The sequence below is a fragment of the Cognatundibacterium curvum genome, assembly GCF_014284235.1.
In the GTDB taxonomy this organism is placed as follows: domain Bacteria; phylum Pseudomonadota; class Gammaproteobacteria; order Burkholderiales; family Burkholderiaceae_D; genus Undibacterium; species Undibacterium curvum.
Genome location: NZ_JACOGD010000001.1, coordinates 288,594 through 304,119 on the forward strand (window position 1 = coordinate 288,594; position 15,526 = coordinate 304,119).

Sequence of the window (15,526 nt, forward strand, 5' to 3'; positions counted from 1 at the left end):
TCTGGCTTTGTTGTATTCGTGACCTGATTATCGATATGGGTATGACAAAGTACGGCTGAAGTGTTTACTTCGACGTCAGAAAACACGTAAAGTTCAGCGTCAGCCTGATATTGACTGCACGCGCAAGCGTTTGCCAAATTGCAGGCATATTCACTGACGCACAGCAGTGTAACTGTATTGAGCATGAACACAATAAGCAAGGTGTCTGGTTTGGAAAAAAATGAGATAAAGCGTGCATATACGCTCGATTTGCCAGCAGGAAGCGGCCCCTTTCCCTGTCTGGTGTTGGCTCCCGGTTTGCGTTATGGGATGCAAAGAGAACTTTTCCTGGCTATCTCAACCGGGTTAACCCGCGCTGGGATAGCGGTCGCCAGATTTGACTGGGATTTTTTTCAAAAAAATCCTAAAGAAGGCCAACCTTCAGCAGATCTTTCAGCTGAAAGCAGGCAGCTACGCGAAGTAGTGCGCCAATTGCGGCTGGATGACAATATCCATTTTCAGCAGATTGCTCTGGCCGGGAAGTCTTTTGGTTCCGTGGTGGCCTGGCGTGTTTTATGTGAAGACGCCAAGTTTAAAGCAGGCATTTTTCTGACGCCCTTATTTGATGAAAAAAAAGATGGGCCAGAAGCCAGCTATGTCGCAGCGCGCTATTATCCGTATGCGTCTTCTTTGCGCTTGCCGCTCATGATGATTACCGGTGATCAGGATGCGCATTGTTCAGCGCGTAGTTTATATCGCTTTGCATTTGAAAATACCAGCGCGATCCGTATCGCCGTCGTTAGCGGCGACCATGGATTTAGTCAGGCTGCAGATGCGAAAATAAGTGAGAACAGCCATCCATTGGTGGCTGCCCATATACTGGATTTTCTGCGTCACACCGCTTTTGCCTGAACACAGCCAAACTTAGGTATCGATGTGTTCAACCAAGAGCTGTACCTTGGTCACGCCATTGTATTCATTCGCATCCAGGCGGAAAGCGACATTGACGACTTCATCCAATTCATCGGTATGTCCGAACCAGATCGCATCAAAACGCTGGCCATTTTTTTCCAGCACCAGCTTCAGATGACGTTCTTTCAGTATGCGTTGAGAAATCAGCCGGAACTGATCGCAAAACACGGGAGGAGGGAAGTGCTGCCCCCAGACTTGCTGGTCCAGTAGCTGAATAAAATCAATGCTGAAATACGCATCCTCCAGTGCGCCATCGGTTTCTATGATGCGCTCCAGCTGGTGCTTTTCCAGCCAGGATTGCCCGACTGCCTCAAAGGCTGCCTGAAACACGGCTAAGTCCTCATGCGCCAGACTGAGTCCTGCTGCCATCGCGTGGCCACCAAATTTGTGTATGACGCCGGGGATTTGCTTAGACACCAAATCTAATGCATCGCGCAAATGAAAGCCAGGGATAGAACGGCCTGAACCTTTGATCAGGCCATCGCCAGCCGGGGCAAAGGTAATGGTAGGGCGGTAAAATTTATCCTTGAGGCGGGAAGCCACTATCCCGATCACGCCCTGGTGCCAGCTCTCATCATAGACGCTGATGGTGTGGCTGTCTGCCACCTGCAAGTCATCCAGATGCAGTAGCGCGATGTCCTGCATCTCGCGCTCTATATCTTTACGATCGCTGTTGATCGCCTGCAGTTGCTGCGCAATGTGCCAGGCATGGGCCTCATCATCGGTCGTCAGGCAAGCGATGCCGAGTGCCATGTCCGCCAGTCTGCCTGCGGCATTCAGACGTGGCCCCAGGGCAAAGCCCAGATCAAATGGACTGGCTTTCTGCGCCTCACGTCCGGCGACACGAAACAGCGCGGCAATACCGGCACACATGCGCCCAGCACGCATACGTTTCAGGCCTTGCGCCACCAATACCCGGTTATTCGCATCCAGACTCACCACGTCTGCCACGGTGCCGAGTGCAACCAGATCCAGCAAGCTATCCAGCTTAGGCTGGGTTTGCTGATCAAACAGTCCGCGCTGGCGCATCTCAGCGCGCAAGGCCAGCAAGACATAAAACATCACACCTACACCGGCCAGGTTTTTACTTAAAAAGGTGCAGCCCGGCTGATTCGGGTTGACGATCACCGCGGCGTCCGGTAATTCTTGTCCGGGCAAATGGTGATCCGTGACCACCACCTCCACCCCCAGCTCTTTCGCACGTTTGACGCCATCGACACTGGCGATGCCATTGTCAACCGTGATAATGATGTCGGGTTGTTTTTCCCTGACCGTCAGTTCCACGATTTCCGGCGTCAGGCCATAGCCATATTCAAAGCGATTCGGCACGATGAAATCGACTCGCGCACCCAGCATACGTAAGCCACGGATACCAACTGCGCAAGCGGTGGCGCCGTCGCAATCGTAATCTGCCACAATAGTCATGATTTTGTGGCTGGCGATTGCATCGGCCAAAAAGCAGGCGGCTTCTTTGATGCCCTTCATTTCTGCCGGAGCATGCAGTCCAGACAGTTCAGTCGATAAATCTTTTTCAGTCGTCGCATGGCGTGCCGCATACAGTCGGGCTAACACCGGATGCATGCCGCGCTGACGCAAGAGTTCGGCTTCACGGAAGGCGTAGGGACGGGTCGCAATTCTGGTCATGCTGCGAGCCCTTCAAACAGAGGTGACAAGCTGGGCTTTTTCCAGAATTTCCACTTGCTGCTGCGCCGGATATGAAATTCAACGCAGCGCCGTGTATCTGTGCAAATTAAACGCAGGCTGTCGATTTCGCCGCTATTCAGGGCATCCAATGCAGGCTGCATAAGGTGCTGTTCCATTGCGTGGAAATGATCCAGCCAGCTGGCCCAGTCGCTATTGAGTGCGGTACTGATCAGCGCATCGTAATGCCACAATCCACTTTGCGTGGGCTGGCAGTGCGCACTCAGCCAGTGCGGCACATCCGTCTCTGTCACTGTGGATGCATTCAGATTTTCCGGCGTCGTGCCGCCATATAACCAAAGTGAGTTAACCGGCTTCAGGCCGCTCAGCTCGCGGCGTTGGTTGACTTCGTGCTCAAACCATTGCATCTGTACTTCATTTTGAAATTTGCGCCAGGCGCGCGCTGACTCGCCTTGCGGCATCCAGACGTCAATATTGTGACCGCAAGCCGCATCCGGCGTCGCCGTTTTCAGGTCGCGCCATTGATCGGCACGCAAAAACCAGTGGCTGCTATCATGCGCCAGCAATTCCAGCCCATATTCTTGCGCGGTCTTACTGGCGATTGCAAACAGTTGCGATGAATGCTCATCTGTCAGTGCCAGCTGGCGAAGATCGGTCAGTACCAGATGATCACGTGCGATATGGATGTGTACCGGTTGAAGGCTAAACCAGTAGCCCTCACGCAGAGCAGAGTGGGCTTGCAAGTGTTGAGGTGTAATGTAAGAAGGGCTCTGCAGCGTGCTTTCAGGCGGAAAACGGCCTGTCAGCCAGTATTCATGCGGTAAAGCACGCGCAAATGCATCCAGATCCGGGTGGCGCTGGCGCTCTGCCCAGCCTAGCAAGCTTGCTGTCGCGGGGGTGTTCAGATTGCGCAGCAAGTCTTTTTCAAGTCCGGAAGGCGGTATGCTGAAGGGAATAATCAATGCTAAATTTTTCATATTGAGTATTGTATGGCAAACTGACGCCACCTTAATTGATAACCCCAGATTTGCAGTGAAAAATCTCTCTTTTGAATGGCTGGTCGGACTACGCTATACCCGTGCCGGTAAACGCAGTGGCCGCAATGGCTTTATTTCCTTTATTTCTATGATTTCCATGTTTGGCATCGGTCTCGGGGTAGCAGCCCTGATCATCGTGCTGTCTGTGATGAATGGTTTTCAAAAAGAAGTACGCGACCGCATGTTGTCGGTGATCGCGCATGTGGAAATTTTTGATGCCACCGGCGCAATCCCCGATTGGCAGCAAACTGCTGCTGAAGTGCAGAAAAATCCGGCTGTGCTGGCTACGGCACCCTATGTAGACGGGCAATCCATGATCATCCATGACGAGGTGATGCGCGGCGTGATTATCCGTGGCGTATTGCCGGAACTGGAGCCTAAAGTCTCGGAAGTGGCTGACAAAATGAAAAGCGGCCATTGGCAGGATTTACGCTCAGGAGAATTCAATATCATTCTGGGCTCCGCACTGGCTGCCGGTTTGCGGGTGCAAGTCGGCGATAAAGTCACGCTGGCTGCGCCGGAAGGGCAAATGACGCCAGCCGGCATGGTGCCACGTCTGAAGGCTTATACGGTAGTGGGTATTTTTGAGGCTGGCCATTATGAATATGATTCTGGTATGGCTTTCATGCATGTCGATGACGCACAAAAGTTTTTCCGCCTCGCCAGTCCTTCTGGCCTGCGTGTCAAAATCAAGGATATGTTAAAAGCACCGCTGATTGCGCTGGAATTGTCGCGCAGTCTGAGCGGTGACTTGCTGATCCGCGATTGGTCACAACAAAATAAAAACTACTTCGCTGCGGTAAAGACAGAAAAAACCATGATGTTCATCATCCTGACGTTAATCGTAGCGGTGGCAGCATTTAATCTGGTCTCCACGCTGGTGATGACGGTGACGGATAAGCAGGCGGATATCGCGATTTTGCGTACTCTGGGTGCTTCTCCGGCTTCAATTATGAAGATTTTTATGATACAGGGCGGTATTACCGGCCTGGTTGGTACCGGGCTCGGTGTCTTGTTCGGGGTGCTGGTTGCGCATAATATCGACGTCATCGTGCCGTGGATAGAGCATACGATGGGCGTCGCTTTCCTGCCTAAGGAACTGTACTTTATCACCACTTTACCTTCCGATCTGCGTTCTGCCGATGTACTGCAAATCAGTGCTATCGCTGTCGTTCTGGCCTTCGTTGCCACCCTTTATCCGAGCTGGCGCGCTGCCCGTGTCAAACCAGCTGAGGCTTTACGTTATGAGTAATCGTTCTATGGAATCCCCAGTCGTGCTGTCCTGCCATCAGTTGAGCAAAAGCTTTAACGAGGGCAGCGATGCTGTTCATGTATTGAGCAATATTTCCTTTAGTGTCAGAGCAGGTGAAAGGGTCGCGATTATCGGCGCCTCCGGCTCAGGCAAATCCACGCTGTTGCATTTGCTGGGCGGGCTGGATACACCCAATAGCGGCAGTGTGAAATTGCTGGATAAAGAGCTGGCGACGCTGAGCGAAGCTGAGCGCGGCAAAATGCGCAATCAGTCGCTGGGTTTTGTGTATCAGTTCCATCATTTGCTGCCTGAATTTTCTGCACTCGATAATGTCGCCATGCCACTCATGATCAGACGCGTGCCACGCGCTGAGGCACAGCAAGCCGCGCAGCGCATACTGGAGCGTGTCGGTCTGGGAGAGCGCGTTAAGCATGTGCCGGGTGAGTTGTCCGGTGGTGAGCGGCAGCGGGTGGCACTGGCGCGTGCGCTGGTGGCGAATCCGGCCTGTGTACTGGCTGATGAACCAACCGGCAACTTGGACAGCGATACCGCGCAAAAGATATTTGCCCTCATGCTGGAGTTATCGCAAACCCTGGGCACTGCTTTTGTGATCGTGACCCATGATGCAGAACTGGCCGGGCGTTGTGACCGGGTTTTACGACTCAACCGGGATGGCTTGCTGCCAGCCTGAACCTATGATGAAGACCAACAAATATCTGCCTCAATTAGTCTGTGTGCTGGCCGTATTACCATGTCTGCCTGCCTCTGCGGCCAATGAATTGGTGCTGCAACTGGAGACTGCGCTGACCCGCGACACCAATCCTTTGCGTTTCACGGATCAGGCAAACACCGACCCTGGTCTTGTCAGCTCTGCGCAAAAACAGGCAGATACTGTGGCTGCTGCGGATTTGCGCTTTGGTGCTATCGTGCCAGTGCTATCCGATCAAACCAGACTGGTGCTGACCGGCTCGCTTGGTAATCGTCACTATAAAAACTATAGCCAGCTGGACCACCAGACAGGCGGTGCAGATCTCGCATTTGACTGGGTGGCAGGACACGCACTGTCGGGGCGCATCAGTGCTGGCAAGTCAAAACGCCTGTTCCAGTACATCAATGGCAGTCTGACTGAGCGTGATTTGTCGCATGAGCAGCGTGCAGGCAGCGATTGGCGACTGAGAATTAATAATGATTTCCTGCTGGCGGCCAGTCTGAGCCGGTCTGGTCTGGATTATGATTTGCCTGTGAATCAGCTATACAACTTCCGCGAACACAGCAAACAAGCGGGTCTCAGGTACACATCCACCACCGGCTCTATGCTGGAAGGCGGGCTGCGCTGGTCGGATACCGAATTCCCACAACGCACTGAGGCACAAATTACCCAGCTGGACCGCGCATACAAAGAGCGTGAAGCCTATCTGGATGCAGAATGGAATTACAGCGTCAAAACCGTATTCAGTACCCATCTGGGTTTGATCAAACGTAGCTATGAAACCCTGAGCGAGCGCGATACCAATTTGCTCAACACCATCGTTCGTGGCACCTACCTGTATTCACCGCAGCTTAGATTTGATCTGCAACTGTTTGACCGTCCGTTTTCCATCGTCGATCCTGCCATCCTGTATGTGCAGACTAAGGGGATAAGACTCGACAGTAGCTGGAAATACAGCCCTAAGTTGCAATGGAATGCCTCAGTGCTATGGCAGGACAGTGATCAAAAACTGATACCGCGTTTTGATACCGCTGCGGCGCTGCAATCGCGTAAAGAGAAGCTGCAACGACTAGGATTCGGTGGCAGCTATCTGATCGACCGTGGTTTCAGGCTGTTCCTGGACAGTGCTTATGAGCGCACGCAGCGTGAAGCCGATGGTGTGCAGCTAAAGCAGGCCATCATCAAGCTTGGTTTTGAATATACCTATGAAAACATCGCCGGTTCCGCAGCACGTATGGGCTTGAACCGCTACCAGCAATTCTATAGCGCTACTGAGGCCACTAAATGAGTGTCAGGACGCATTCCTTGATGCGCAAAGCCAGTCGTTTTGCGGCCAGGCATACGCTGCAGCGCTGGCTGCCACTTAGGCGTCAACGCGCAGTGATCAGCTTTTCATTTGATGATGTCGCACTCAGTGCCTGCACCACAGGCGCAGCGCTGCTGCAGGAATATCAGGCCAGAGCAACGTTTTTTGTCTGCGGCGGATTGGAGAATCAACTGGAGCAGGGACAACTCTGCCACCATGGCGCACAACTGCAACAACTGCACAGCGACGGACATGAAATCGCCTGTCACACCTATTCGCATTTGAATTGCGAGCTACAGCCGCTGTCTGTACTGCAGGCTGACTGGGATAGAAACCGCCAGTATTTGGCGGAACTGGGCATACCGGCCTCGGGTTTTGCTTTCCCGTTTGGTGCCTACGATCTGGGCAGTAAACATGCAGCGGCTCAGCGCTTCAGCTATAGCCGGATTACCGGCGGCGGCATGCAGCAGGGCAGGGCAGATTTGCATGCTTTGCGCGCGCAGGCTTTATACGCGGGTAAAACCACTGATGAGGAAATTAGTCATTTGATTGCGGAGGCCGCGGCACAAGGTGCCTGGCTGATTTTTTACTCACATGAAGTCAGCGATCAGCCTGGCCCCTGGGGGACCACGCCGGCACAGCTGCGTTTCGCGCTGCAGACCGCGCGCGATGCAGGTTGTGAATTGCTGAACATCCGCGATGCGATTCAAGCCTATCAGGCTTTTTCTGCGTGAAATGACTGCGGATGTTACAGATATTTACTGTATAAAAAAATAATTAAGTTAAACTCTGGGACTTACGAAAAATTGTTCAGGCAAGGCTTGGCGACGCAGGCAGTACGCAGTGTACAGGCTGTGCAACCTGGAGCCATAACGCCGCTGGGGCGTTTTTGCGTAAGTCCCTAACTCCCATTGTTTCGTAGATAGGATATGTAATGAGTCAACAAAGTCAGTTTGCCCTGATGACCCAGCGTCGCTTTGCGCCGTTTTTCTGGACTCAGTTTCTCGGCGCTTTTAACGACAATGTATTTAAGACTGCTTTACTGACCATATTGACTTTTGATGCACTCAGCTGGACCACGCTGGATGTTGGCTTGCTCAATCAGTTGATACCGGGCTTGTTCATCTTGCCGTTTGTGCTGTTTTCTGCGACTTCTGGTCAGTTTGCCGATAAATTTGAAAAAGCCGGGCTCGCCAGAAAAGTCAAACTGCTGGAAATCGCCATCATGAGCATGGCTGCATTTGGCTGGATGACGCATAACCTGTGGGTCCTGGTCGCTGCAGTCGCTGGCATGGGTATTCATTCCACTTTATTTGGCCCGGTCAAATACGCTTATCTGCCTCAGCATCTGAAAACCGATGAGCTGGTCGGTGGCAACGGACTGATAGAAATGGGTACCTTCGTCGGTATCCTGATCGGTGAAATTCTGGGGGCTATGCTGGTGGTCCATCAGCCTTGGGGGGGACAGCTGGTGGCTTTCGGTGCGATTGCGATTGCGGTGCTGGGTTATCTGACCAGCCTGAAAATTCCAGTCTCGCCAGCACCTGAGCCTGAACTGAAAATCAACTGGAATCCAGTCAGCGAGACCATACGCAATATCAGTTTCAGTCAGCAAAATCGCCCGGTCTTCCTGTCTTTGCTCGGCAATTCCTGGTTTTGGTTCTATGGTGCGATCGTACTCGCACAGTTCCCGCTGTATGCCAAGAATTATCTGCATGGTGATCACAGCGTATTTGTGTTGTTACTGACGGTATTCTCGTTCGGCATCGGTGCTGGCTCACTATTGTGTGAAAAATTATCGGGTCATAAGGTAGAGATAGGCCTGGTTCCTTTCGGTGCCATCGGTCTGTCTTTGTTTGGTCTGGATTTGTATTTTTCCAGTGTGTCTTACACCAATACCTTGACGGTTGGCGCGCTGGATTTTGTGCGCCAAACCGGTAGTCTGCGCATATTGGCGGATATCGTTTTACTCGGTATTTTTGGCGGTCTGTATATCGTGCCGCTGTTCGCCTTGATACAGACCCGTTGCGATCCTAAGCATCTGTCGCGCACCATCGCTGGTATGAACATCCTCAATGCATTGTTCATGGTGGTGGCTTCACTGGCCGCTTCCGTCATGCTGCTCAAGGGTTTCACTATTCCGCAAATCTTTATGGCGACCGCTATTCTGAATGCACTGGTTGCAGTCTACATCTTCAGCCTGGTGCCCGAATTCCTGATGCGCTTTATCGCCTGGTTACTGATACACACCGTTTATAAAGTCAGAACCGTGAATGCAGACAGCCTGCCTGCTGAAGGTGCAGGGGTGATGGTCTGTAATCATGTCAGCTATATGGATGCGATCGTGATCGTGGCTTGTAGCCCACGTCCTATCCGTTTCGTGATGGATCACAGAATATTCAACATACCTTTCCTGTCCTGGGTATTCCGTACAGCGAAAGCAATTCCGATTGCACCTGCCAAAGAAGATCCATGGCTGATGGAAAAAGCCTATGTCGACATCGCCCAGGCTTTGCACGAAGGTGAGCTGGTCTGTATTTTCCCTGAAGGGAAACTCACAGCGACTGGCGAATTGAATGAGTTCAAAGGCGGTGTCATGAAGATTCTGGAACGCACCCCGGTGCCGGTCTATCCTATGGCCTTACGCGGCCTGTGGGGCAGCTTTTTCTCACGTGATAAAACCAATCCGTTTGAGCGCGCGTTCAGACGCGGCCCGTTTTCCAAACTGGAACTGATCGTCGGTGATGTGATGTTGCCGACAGAAGTGACACCGGAAGTATTGCAAAAAGAAGTCAAATCCCTGCGCGGTGACTGGAGATAAAAAATGAAGAAGCATGTCGCAACTGTGTTGACCGGACTTACACTCTGTCTGCTGAGTGCCAGCGGGCTTGCTGCCAGTATTAGCAGCTTTTCGCCGCAGGGGGAAATCGCCAGCGTCCGGCAGGTCAGAGCGACATTTTCTGAGCCAGCGATTGCCTTTGGCGATCCCAAGGCCGACAGTCCTTTTGAGATTAAGTGCAGTGCGGCAGGCAGTGGTCGCTGGGCCGATGAAAAAAACTGGATCTATGATTTTAATCAGGATCTGGGGCCGGGCAGCAAATGCAGCTTTCAGCTGAAACCAGGATTCAAACTCAAGTCTGGTGCTGCGGTAACTGGCAAGACCCAGTTTCAATTCAATACCGGTGGCCCTTCCGTCAGCCGCGTACTGCCTTACACTGGCAGCGGCATCGAAGAAGATCAGGTCTTTATGCTGTTCCAGACCGGTGCCGCAACTGAGGCCAGCATTAAACAGCATACGTATTGTGAAATCTCCGGTGTGCAGGAACGCGTGCCGGTCAAGCTGATCAGCGGTGATGTACGTAAAAAACTACTGGAAAATTTCGCCAAAGGCAGCACGGCTGAGGCCGTCACGACCCTGCAGTGCCAGCAGAAATTTCCCGCTGAAGCGGATGTGAGACTGGTCTGGGACAAAGGTATAGCGACCACCAGCGGCATAGTCACCTCATCGAAACAGGAATTCAGTTTCAAAGTCAGAAGAGACTTCACTGCCAGCATGTCCTGTCAGCGCGAAAACGCCAATGCAGCGTGTACGCCTATTTTGCCGATACAGTTGTATTTCAGTGAAGGCATCAGTCGTAAACTGGCTGAGAAAATCGTACTGAAAAGTTCGAAAGGCAGCGTCAAACCTGACTTGCCGAAAGCCGAAGATAATCAACAAATTCAAAGCCTGAGTTTTACCGGTCCTTTCCCGGAAAAAACGGAATTGAGCATAGAGCTGCCTTCTGATCTCAAAGATGAAAGCGGACGTGCACTCGCGAACGCAGGGCAATTCCCGAAAAAATTCATGACGGCTGATTTCCCGCCACTGGCAAAATTTCCTGCCGCGCCATTTGGTATCGTGGAATTGAATGCAGATGCGACGCTGGCCGTCACGCTGCGCAATGTTGAAAACGATATCTTGATGAAGTCAGCCGATGGTAAACAGCCACCGGTCAAGCTCGCGAATTTGAAACTGGCGGAAGATGCATCCATCATCGAGTGGATCGCGAAACTCAATAATTATCACGAAACCAGTATCTACATTAACAAGGAAGCGGTTGAAACCCGCAGTCTGTCCTTGCTCAAAAACGAGACTAAGGCAGTCAAGCTGAATTTACCTTCGGTCGAGAAAAAGAGCGAACGCCCGTTTGAAGTGGTGGGTATACCGTTTAAAGACCCTGGCTTTTATGTGCTGGAACTGGAGTCTCTGAAGCTGGGCAGCTCTTTATTGGGCAAAGCTGCGCCTATGTATGTGCGTACCAGCGCCTTAGTCACCAATCTTGCTGTGCATATTAAGACTGGCCGTGAAAATGGCGCGGTCTGGGTTACCCAGCTGGATAACGGCAAAGTTGTTCCCGATGCGGCGATCCAGGTCTCTGACTGCAGTGGCGAACTGCTGTGGAAGGGTAAAACCGATAGCAAGGGTATCGCCATGCTGCCAGCAGGTTTGAATACCCGTTGCGAGGAAAGCAGCGGCCGTGCTGGTAAACGTAAGGTCTCGAAAATTAACGGTTATTTTGTCAGCGCGCGCAAGCAGGATGCGCAAGGCAGAATGGATATGGCATTTGCCTTATCGTCCTGGAATAATGGCATAGAAAGCTTCCGTTTTAATTTGCCGACTGATTTCAGTCCGGCATCCACGCTTAAGGCGCACACCATACTCGATCGCAGCCTGTTCCGCGCTGGTGAGACGGTATCGATGAAACACGTATTCCGTGCCGAGAACATGAAGGGCATGGCCTTCGCGAACGATACGGATTTACCTAAGCGTGTCAGGATCATACATCAGGGTAGTGGTCAGGAATTTCAGTTCCCGCTGAGCTGGCGCAAAGGTGGCGTGGCGGATAACCGCTTCGCAATTCCTGCCCAGGCCAAGCTAGGTCAATACGATATTTTGCTCGACCATGGCACGGCAAAAACGAATACGACTGAGAATGAAGGGGGTGAAAATGCCCCCATGTATGGCAGCCGCACTTATAGTTCGGGCAGCTTCCGGGTCGAGGAATTCCGCTTGCCACTGATGCAGGGCAAGCTGATACCGCCTAAAGGACCACACATCAGCCCGAAAGAATTACCACTCGGATTACAGCTGAATTACATCAATGGCGGCGGCGCTGCTTTACCGGTGCAAGTGACCAGCCTGCTCAGAAATAAATTCCTGCAATTTTCAGGCTACGAACAATTCACTTTCAATCATGTTGAGACGGAAGAAGACAGCCAAAAGATCGTGGCTAATAAACTGGCCGTCACACTGGATAAAAACGGCAGCGGTAAAACAGTGATAGGCAGTTTGCCTGCGATTACCCAGCCTCAGGAATTGCTGACTGAAATGACTTATGCCGACCCTAACGGCGAGGTACAGACCATTTCCAATGTGACTGCTCTATGGCCAGCCGGCGTGGTCGTCGGTATTAAGAGTGAAGACTGGGTTTCGGCCAAAAATAAAACCCGCTTTATTCTGGTGGCGCTGGATACCGCTGGCAAACCCTTAGCGGACGTGCCTTTGCAGGTCAATGGCACGCTGCGTCTGAATAACTCGCACAGAAAACGCATAGTCGGTGGTTTTTATGCCTATGAAAATGCAGAGTCGTCCAAAGACTTAGGTCAGTTATGTGCAGGTAAATCGGATCAGCGTGGCTTACTGCTGTGTGAAATTGAGCTTAAAGAGTCGGGCAATGTTGAGTTACTGGCTAAAGCCAAAGACGCCAACGGCAAAGTTGCGTCTGCCAAAAGCTCGATCTGGGCTACAGGTAAAGGCGAAGTCTGGTTCGATGGCGAAAATCAGGACAGAATGGATGTGCTGCCTGAGAAAAAACACTATAAGGCTGGTGAAGTGGCTAAATTCCAGGTGCGCATGCCTTTCCGCAGCGCGACCGCCCTGGTTGCGATAGAACGTGAAGGCGTGATCGAAACCATCATCGCAGAATTGCGTGGCAGTGATCCAAGTATCTCGGTGCCGATCAAAGCAGAGTATGGCCCGAATGTGTTTGTATCTGTGCTGGCTGTACGTGGCCGTATGCGTGAAGTGCCTTGGTATTCATTTTTCAGCTGGGGCTGGAAAGAACCGGTCAACTGGTGGCATGAATTCCGTGAATATCAGGCTCCGACTGCAACTGTCGATCTGGCTAAACCGGCCTATAAATTCGGTATTGCTGAAATTCAGGTCGGAACCGAAGGCAATCAGCTGAAAGTCAATGTCAGCGCCGATAAACAGCAATATCCTATCCGTGCCGTGTCTAAGGTGAAGGTCTCAGTCACCTTGCCGGATGGACGGCCAGCCGCAGGTGCAGAGGTCGCCATTGCGGCAGTCGATGAGGCTTTGCTGGAACTGCAGCCTAACGAGAGCTGGAATGTATTGAGCGCCATGATACAAAGACGCAGCTATGGCATAGAAACTGCGACTGCACAAATGCAGGTGATCGGTAAGCGCCATTATGGCCGCAAAGCGGTTGCTGCCGGTGGTGGTGGCGGCAAGGCGCCGACCCGGGAATTGCTCGATACCCTGTTGTTATGGAAGCCGGATCTGGTGCTGGATGCCAATGGCCAGGCCAGTATCGACGTGCCGCTGAATGATGCCTTGACCAGCTTCCGTATCGTTGCGGTCGCACAGTCTGGTGCTTCGCAATTCGGAACCGGCACCACTGCTATCAAGGCAACACAGGATTTGCAAATCATTCCAGGTTTGCCACCCGTGGTCAGAGAGGGCGACAGTTACCAGGCGATGGTGACAGTCCGTAACTCCAGTGCACGCACGATGGAAGTGCTGGTACAAGGGAAAATCCTGACCGCCAGTTCGCTGCCGGATCAGAAAATTAAACTGGCCGCCGGTGAATCGCGTGAGCTGAGCTGGACTGTGCAGGCGCCTGAACTGACGGCAGATGTGCTCAGTCAGCAGTTACAGTGGGAGTTGTCCGCGAAAGAAACGGCGCCACCGCAGGGTCAGGCCGCTGTGGCAGATGCGATTAAATGGAGCCAGAAATTGCTGCCAGCTACGCCAGTCACGGTGCAGCAGGCGACGATGCTGCAACTGGATCGCAGCATGAGTTTGCCAGTTGCACAGCCTGCCGACAGTCTGCCTGGTCGTGGTGGTTTGCAATTACATCTGTTGCCGAGTTTGCTCAACAGCGGAGAAGGCTTGAAACGTTATTTTGAAAGCTATCCTTACAGCTGTCTGGAACAAAAAACCTCCAAGGCGATAGGTTTGCACGACAATTCGATGTGGCAGAAAATCGTGAATGATTTGCCGGCTTATCTGGATGCAGATGGGCTTGCTTACTACTATCCACCTTCAGACAGTGCTGCGCGTCTGGGTAGTGATACGCTGACCAGCTATCTGATTTCAGTCACGCACGAAGCAGGGCTGAGCCTGCCGGACAGCGCCAGACAAAAAATGCTGGCCGCTTTGTCTGCTTTCGTGGAAGGCAAAATCACGCGTGATTTCTGGTCGCCACGCAAAGATCTGGAAACCCGTAAGCTGGCCGCATTGGAAGCCTTGTCACGCTATGGCATGGTACAGCCGCGTATGCTGGGTTCCATACAGATCACCCCAAATCTGTGGACGACCAGCGCCATTCTCGATTGGTATGCGATCCTGAAACGTACTGCAGCGATACCGAATCGTGATGCGGCTTTGAAAGAGGCAGATCAGATTCTGCGCAGCCGCCTGAATTACCAGGGAACACGGCTGGGCTTTTCGACAGAAAAAGACGATTACTGGTGGTGGCTGATGAGTAATACCGACGTCAATGCCAATCGCCTGTTACTGACGATGATAGACAATCCAGCCTGGAAAGAAGACTTGCCTAAATTAGTCAACGGCAGCATACAGCGGCAACACAATGGCGTCTGGATGACCACGAATGCCAATGTCTGGGGCTTGCTGGCACTGGAAAAATTCGCGCGTCAGTTTGAAACAGAAAAAGTGGCTGGTACATCTAAAGCCATGCTGCTGCAAACTGCCACAGCGACTCCGGTTCCTCCACTAAGCTTTAACTGGCCAGTCAGTGGCGGTGGCAAGCTGAATCTGCCTTGGCCAGCCAAAGCTGCTGCGGATGATAAGCTGAGTCTGAGCCACGAAGGCAAAGGCAAGCCTTGGATAGTGCTGCAAAGTCTGGCTGCAGTACCTTTAAAGACGGCATTCTCCAGTGGCTATCGCATCAAAAAAACCATCACGCCGGTAGAGCAAAAAGACAGCAAGCTGATGCAGCGCGGTGATGTCTTCCGGATTACGCTGGAAATTGATGCGCAGACCGATATGACCTGGGTGGCCTTGACTGATCCGGTACCAGCGGGAGCCAGCGTGCTGGGCTCAGGCTTAGGTCGTGATTCTGCCATCGCTGCCAAAGAGGATAGCAATGAGCAGGGCGGTGCCTGGCTGGCCTATGAAGAGCGTAGCTTTGAGGCCTATCGTGCGTATTACCAATTTGTCCCGAAAGGCAAATTTGTGAAGTCTTACACCATACGTCTGAATAATGCAGGCCAGTTTAAGCTGCCACCGACGCGGGTAGAAGCGATGTATGCGCCCGAGATGTTTGGCGAGTCACCTAACGCCGCAATACAGGTGAAGTAAG

General features: G+C 52.3%; 9 protein-coding genes. 7 read left to right on the forward strand and 2 right to left on the reverse strand.

Annotated elements, in window-relative coordinates; genetic code table 11:
• Positions 1–183 precede the first annotated feature (183 nt).
• The gene (locus H8K43_RS01350) at positions 184–891 is read left to right on the forward strand and encodes an alpha/beta hydrolase (protein WP_186902182.1); all 708 of its coding nucleotides are present in this window, start codon (positions 184–186) and stop codon (positions 889–891) included.
• Positions 892–903: 12 nt separating this feature from the next.
• On the opposite strand, the gene recJ is transcribed toward H8K43_RS01350, so the two are convergent.
• Both recJ and H8K43_RS01360 read right to left on the reverse strand, forming a co-directional pair.
• Entirely contained in the window at positions 904–2,595 is a 1,692-nt protein-coding gene (gene recJ, locus H8K43_RS01355) for a single-stranded-DNA-specific exonuclease RecJ (RefSeq protein WP_186902183.1), read from the reverse strand.
• Positions 2,592–3,590 (reverse strand): hypothetical protein, encoded by a 999-nt coding sequence (locus H8K43_RS01360; protein WP_186902184.1) that lies wholly within the window; start codon positions 3,588–3,590, stop codon positions 2,592–2,594. The genes recJ and H8K43_RS01360 overlap by 4 nt, the downstream gene beginning before the upstream one ends.
• A gap of 55 nt (positions 3,591–3,645) precedes the next feature.
• Here H8K43_RS01360 and H8K43_RS01365 point away from each other — a divergent pair, with 55 nt between their 5' ends.
• The 6 genes from H8K43_RS01365 to H8K43_RS01390 all read left to right on the forward strand — a co-directional run bounded on the left by H8K43_RS01365 (position 3,646) and on the right by H8K43_RS01390 (position 15,525).
• Positions 3,646–4,902, forward strand: coding sequence for a lipoprotein-releasing ABC transporter permease subunit (locus H8K43_RS01365; RefSeq protein WP_329604462.1), 1,257 nt, complete (start codon positions 3,646–3,648; stop codon positions 4,900–4,902).
• Positions 4,895–5,593, forward strand: coding sequence for a lipoprotein-releasing ABC transporter ATP-binding protein LolD (gene lolD / locus H8K43_RS01370; RefSeq protein ID WP_186902186.1), 699 nt, complete (start codon positions 4,895–4,897; stop codon positions 5,591–5,593). Before H8K43_RS01365 ends, lolD begins: the two co-directional genes overlap by 8 nt.
• A 4-nt stretch (positions 5,594–5,597) precedes the next feature.
• Entirely contained in the window at positions 5,598–6,899 is a 1,302-nt protein-coding gene (locus H8K43_RS01375; RefSeq protein WP_186902187.1) for a hypothetical protein, read from the forward strand.
• Positions 6,896–7,651, forward strand: coding sequence for a polysaccharide deacetylase family protein (locus H8K43_RS01380; protein WP_186902188.1), 756 nt, complete (start codon positions 6,896–6,898; stop codon positions 7,649–7,651). Before H8K43_RS01375 ends, H8K43_RS01380 begins: the two co-directional genes overlap by 4 nt.
• A gap of 200 nt (positions 7,652–7,851) precedes the next feature.
• Entirely contained in the window at positions 7,852–9,738 is a 1,887-nt protein-coding gene (locus H8K43_RS01385) for an MFS transporter (RefSeq protein ID WP_186902189.1), read from the forward strand.
• Between the two features lie 3 nt (positions 9,739–9,741).
• Positions 9,742–15,525, forward strand: a complete 5,784-nt coding sequence (locus H8K43_RS01390; protein WP_186902190.1) for an alpha-2-macroglobulin family protein — start codon at positions 9,742–9,744, stop codon at positions 15,523–15,525.
• Position 15,526 lies beyond the last annotated feature (1 nt).

What these genes read in the sequence shown, in the direction of transcription:
- H8K43_RS01350 (WP_186902182.1), top strand. Translation starts at nt 184, where the DNA reads ATGAACACAATAAGCAAGGTGTCTGGTTTGGAAAAAAATGAGATAAAG.
- recJ (WP_186902183.1), bottom strand. Translation starts at nt 2,595, where the DNA reads ATGACCAGAATTGCGACCCGTCCCTACGCCTTCCGTGAAGCCGAACTC.
- H8K43_RS01360 (WP_186902184.1), bottom strand. Translation starts at nt 3,590, where the DNA reads ATGAAAAATTTAGCATTGATTATTCCCTTCAGCATACCGCCTTCCGGA.
- lolD (WP_186902186.1), top strand. Translation starts at nt 4,895, where the DNA reads ATGAGTAATCGTTCTATGGAATCCCCAGTCGTGCTGTCCTGCCATCAG.
- H8K43_RS01375 (WP_186902187.1), top strand. Translation starts at nt 5,598, where the DNA reads ATGATGAAGACCAACAAATATCTGCCTCAATTAGTCTGTGTGCTGGCC.
- H8K43_RS01380 (WP_186902188.1), top strand. Translation starts at nt 6,896, where the DNA reads ATGAGTGTCAGGACGCATTCCTTGATGCGCAAAGCCAGTCGTTTTGCG.
- H8K43_RS01385 (WP_186902189.1), top strand. Translation starts at nt 7,852, where the DNA reads ATGAGTCAACAAAGTCAGTTTGCCCTGATGACCCAGCGTCGCTTTGCG.
- H8K43_RS01390 (WP_186902190.1), top strand. Translation starts at nt 9,742, where the DNA reads ATGAAGAAGCATGTCGCAACTGTGTTGACCGGACTTACACTCTGTCTG.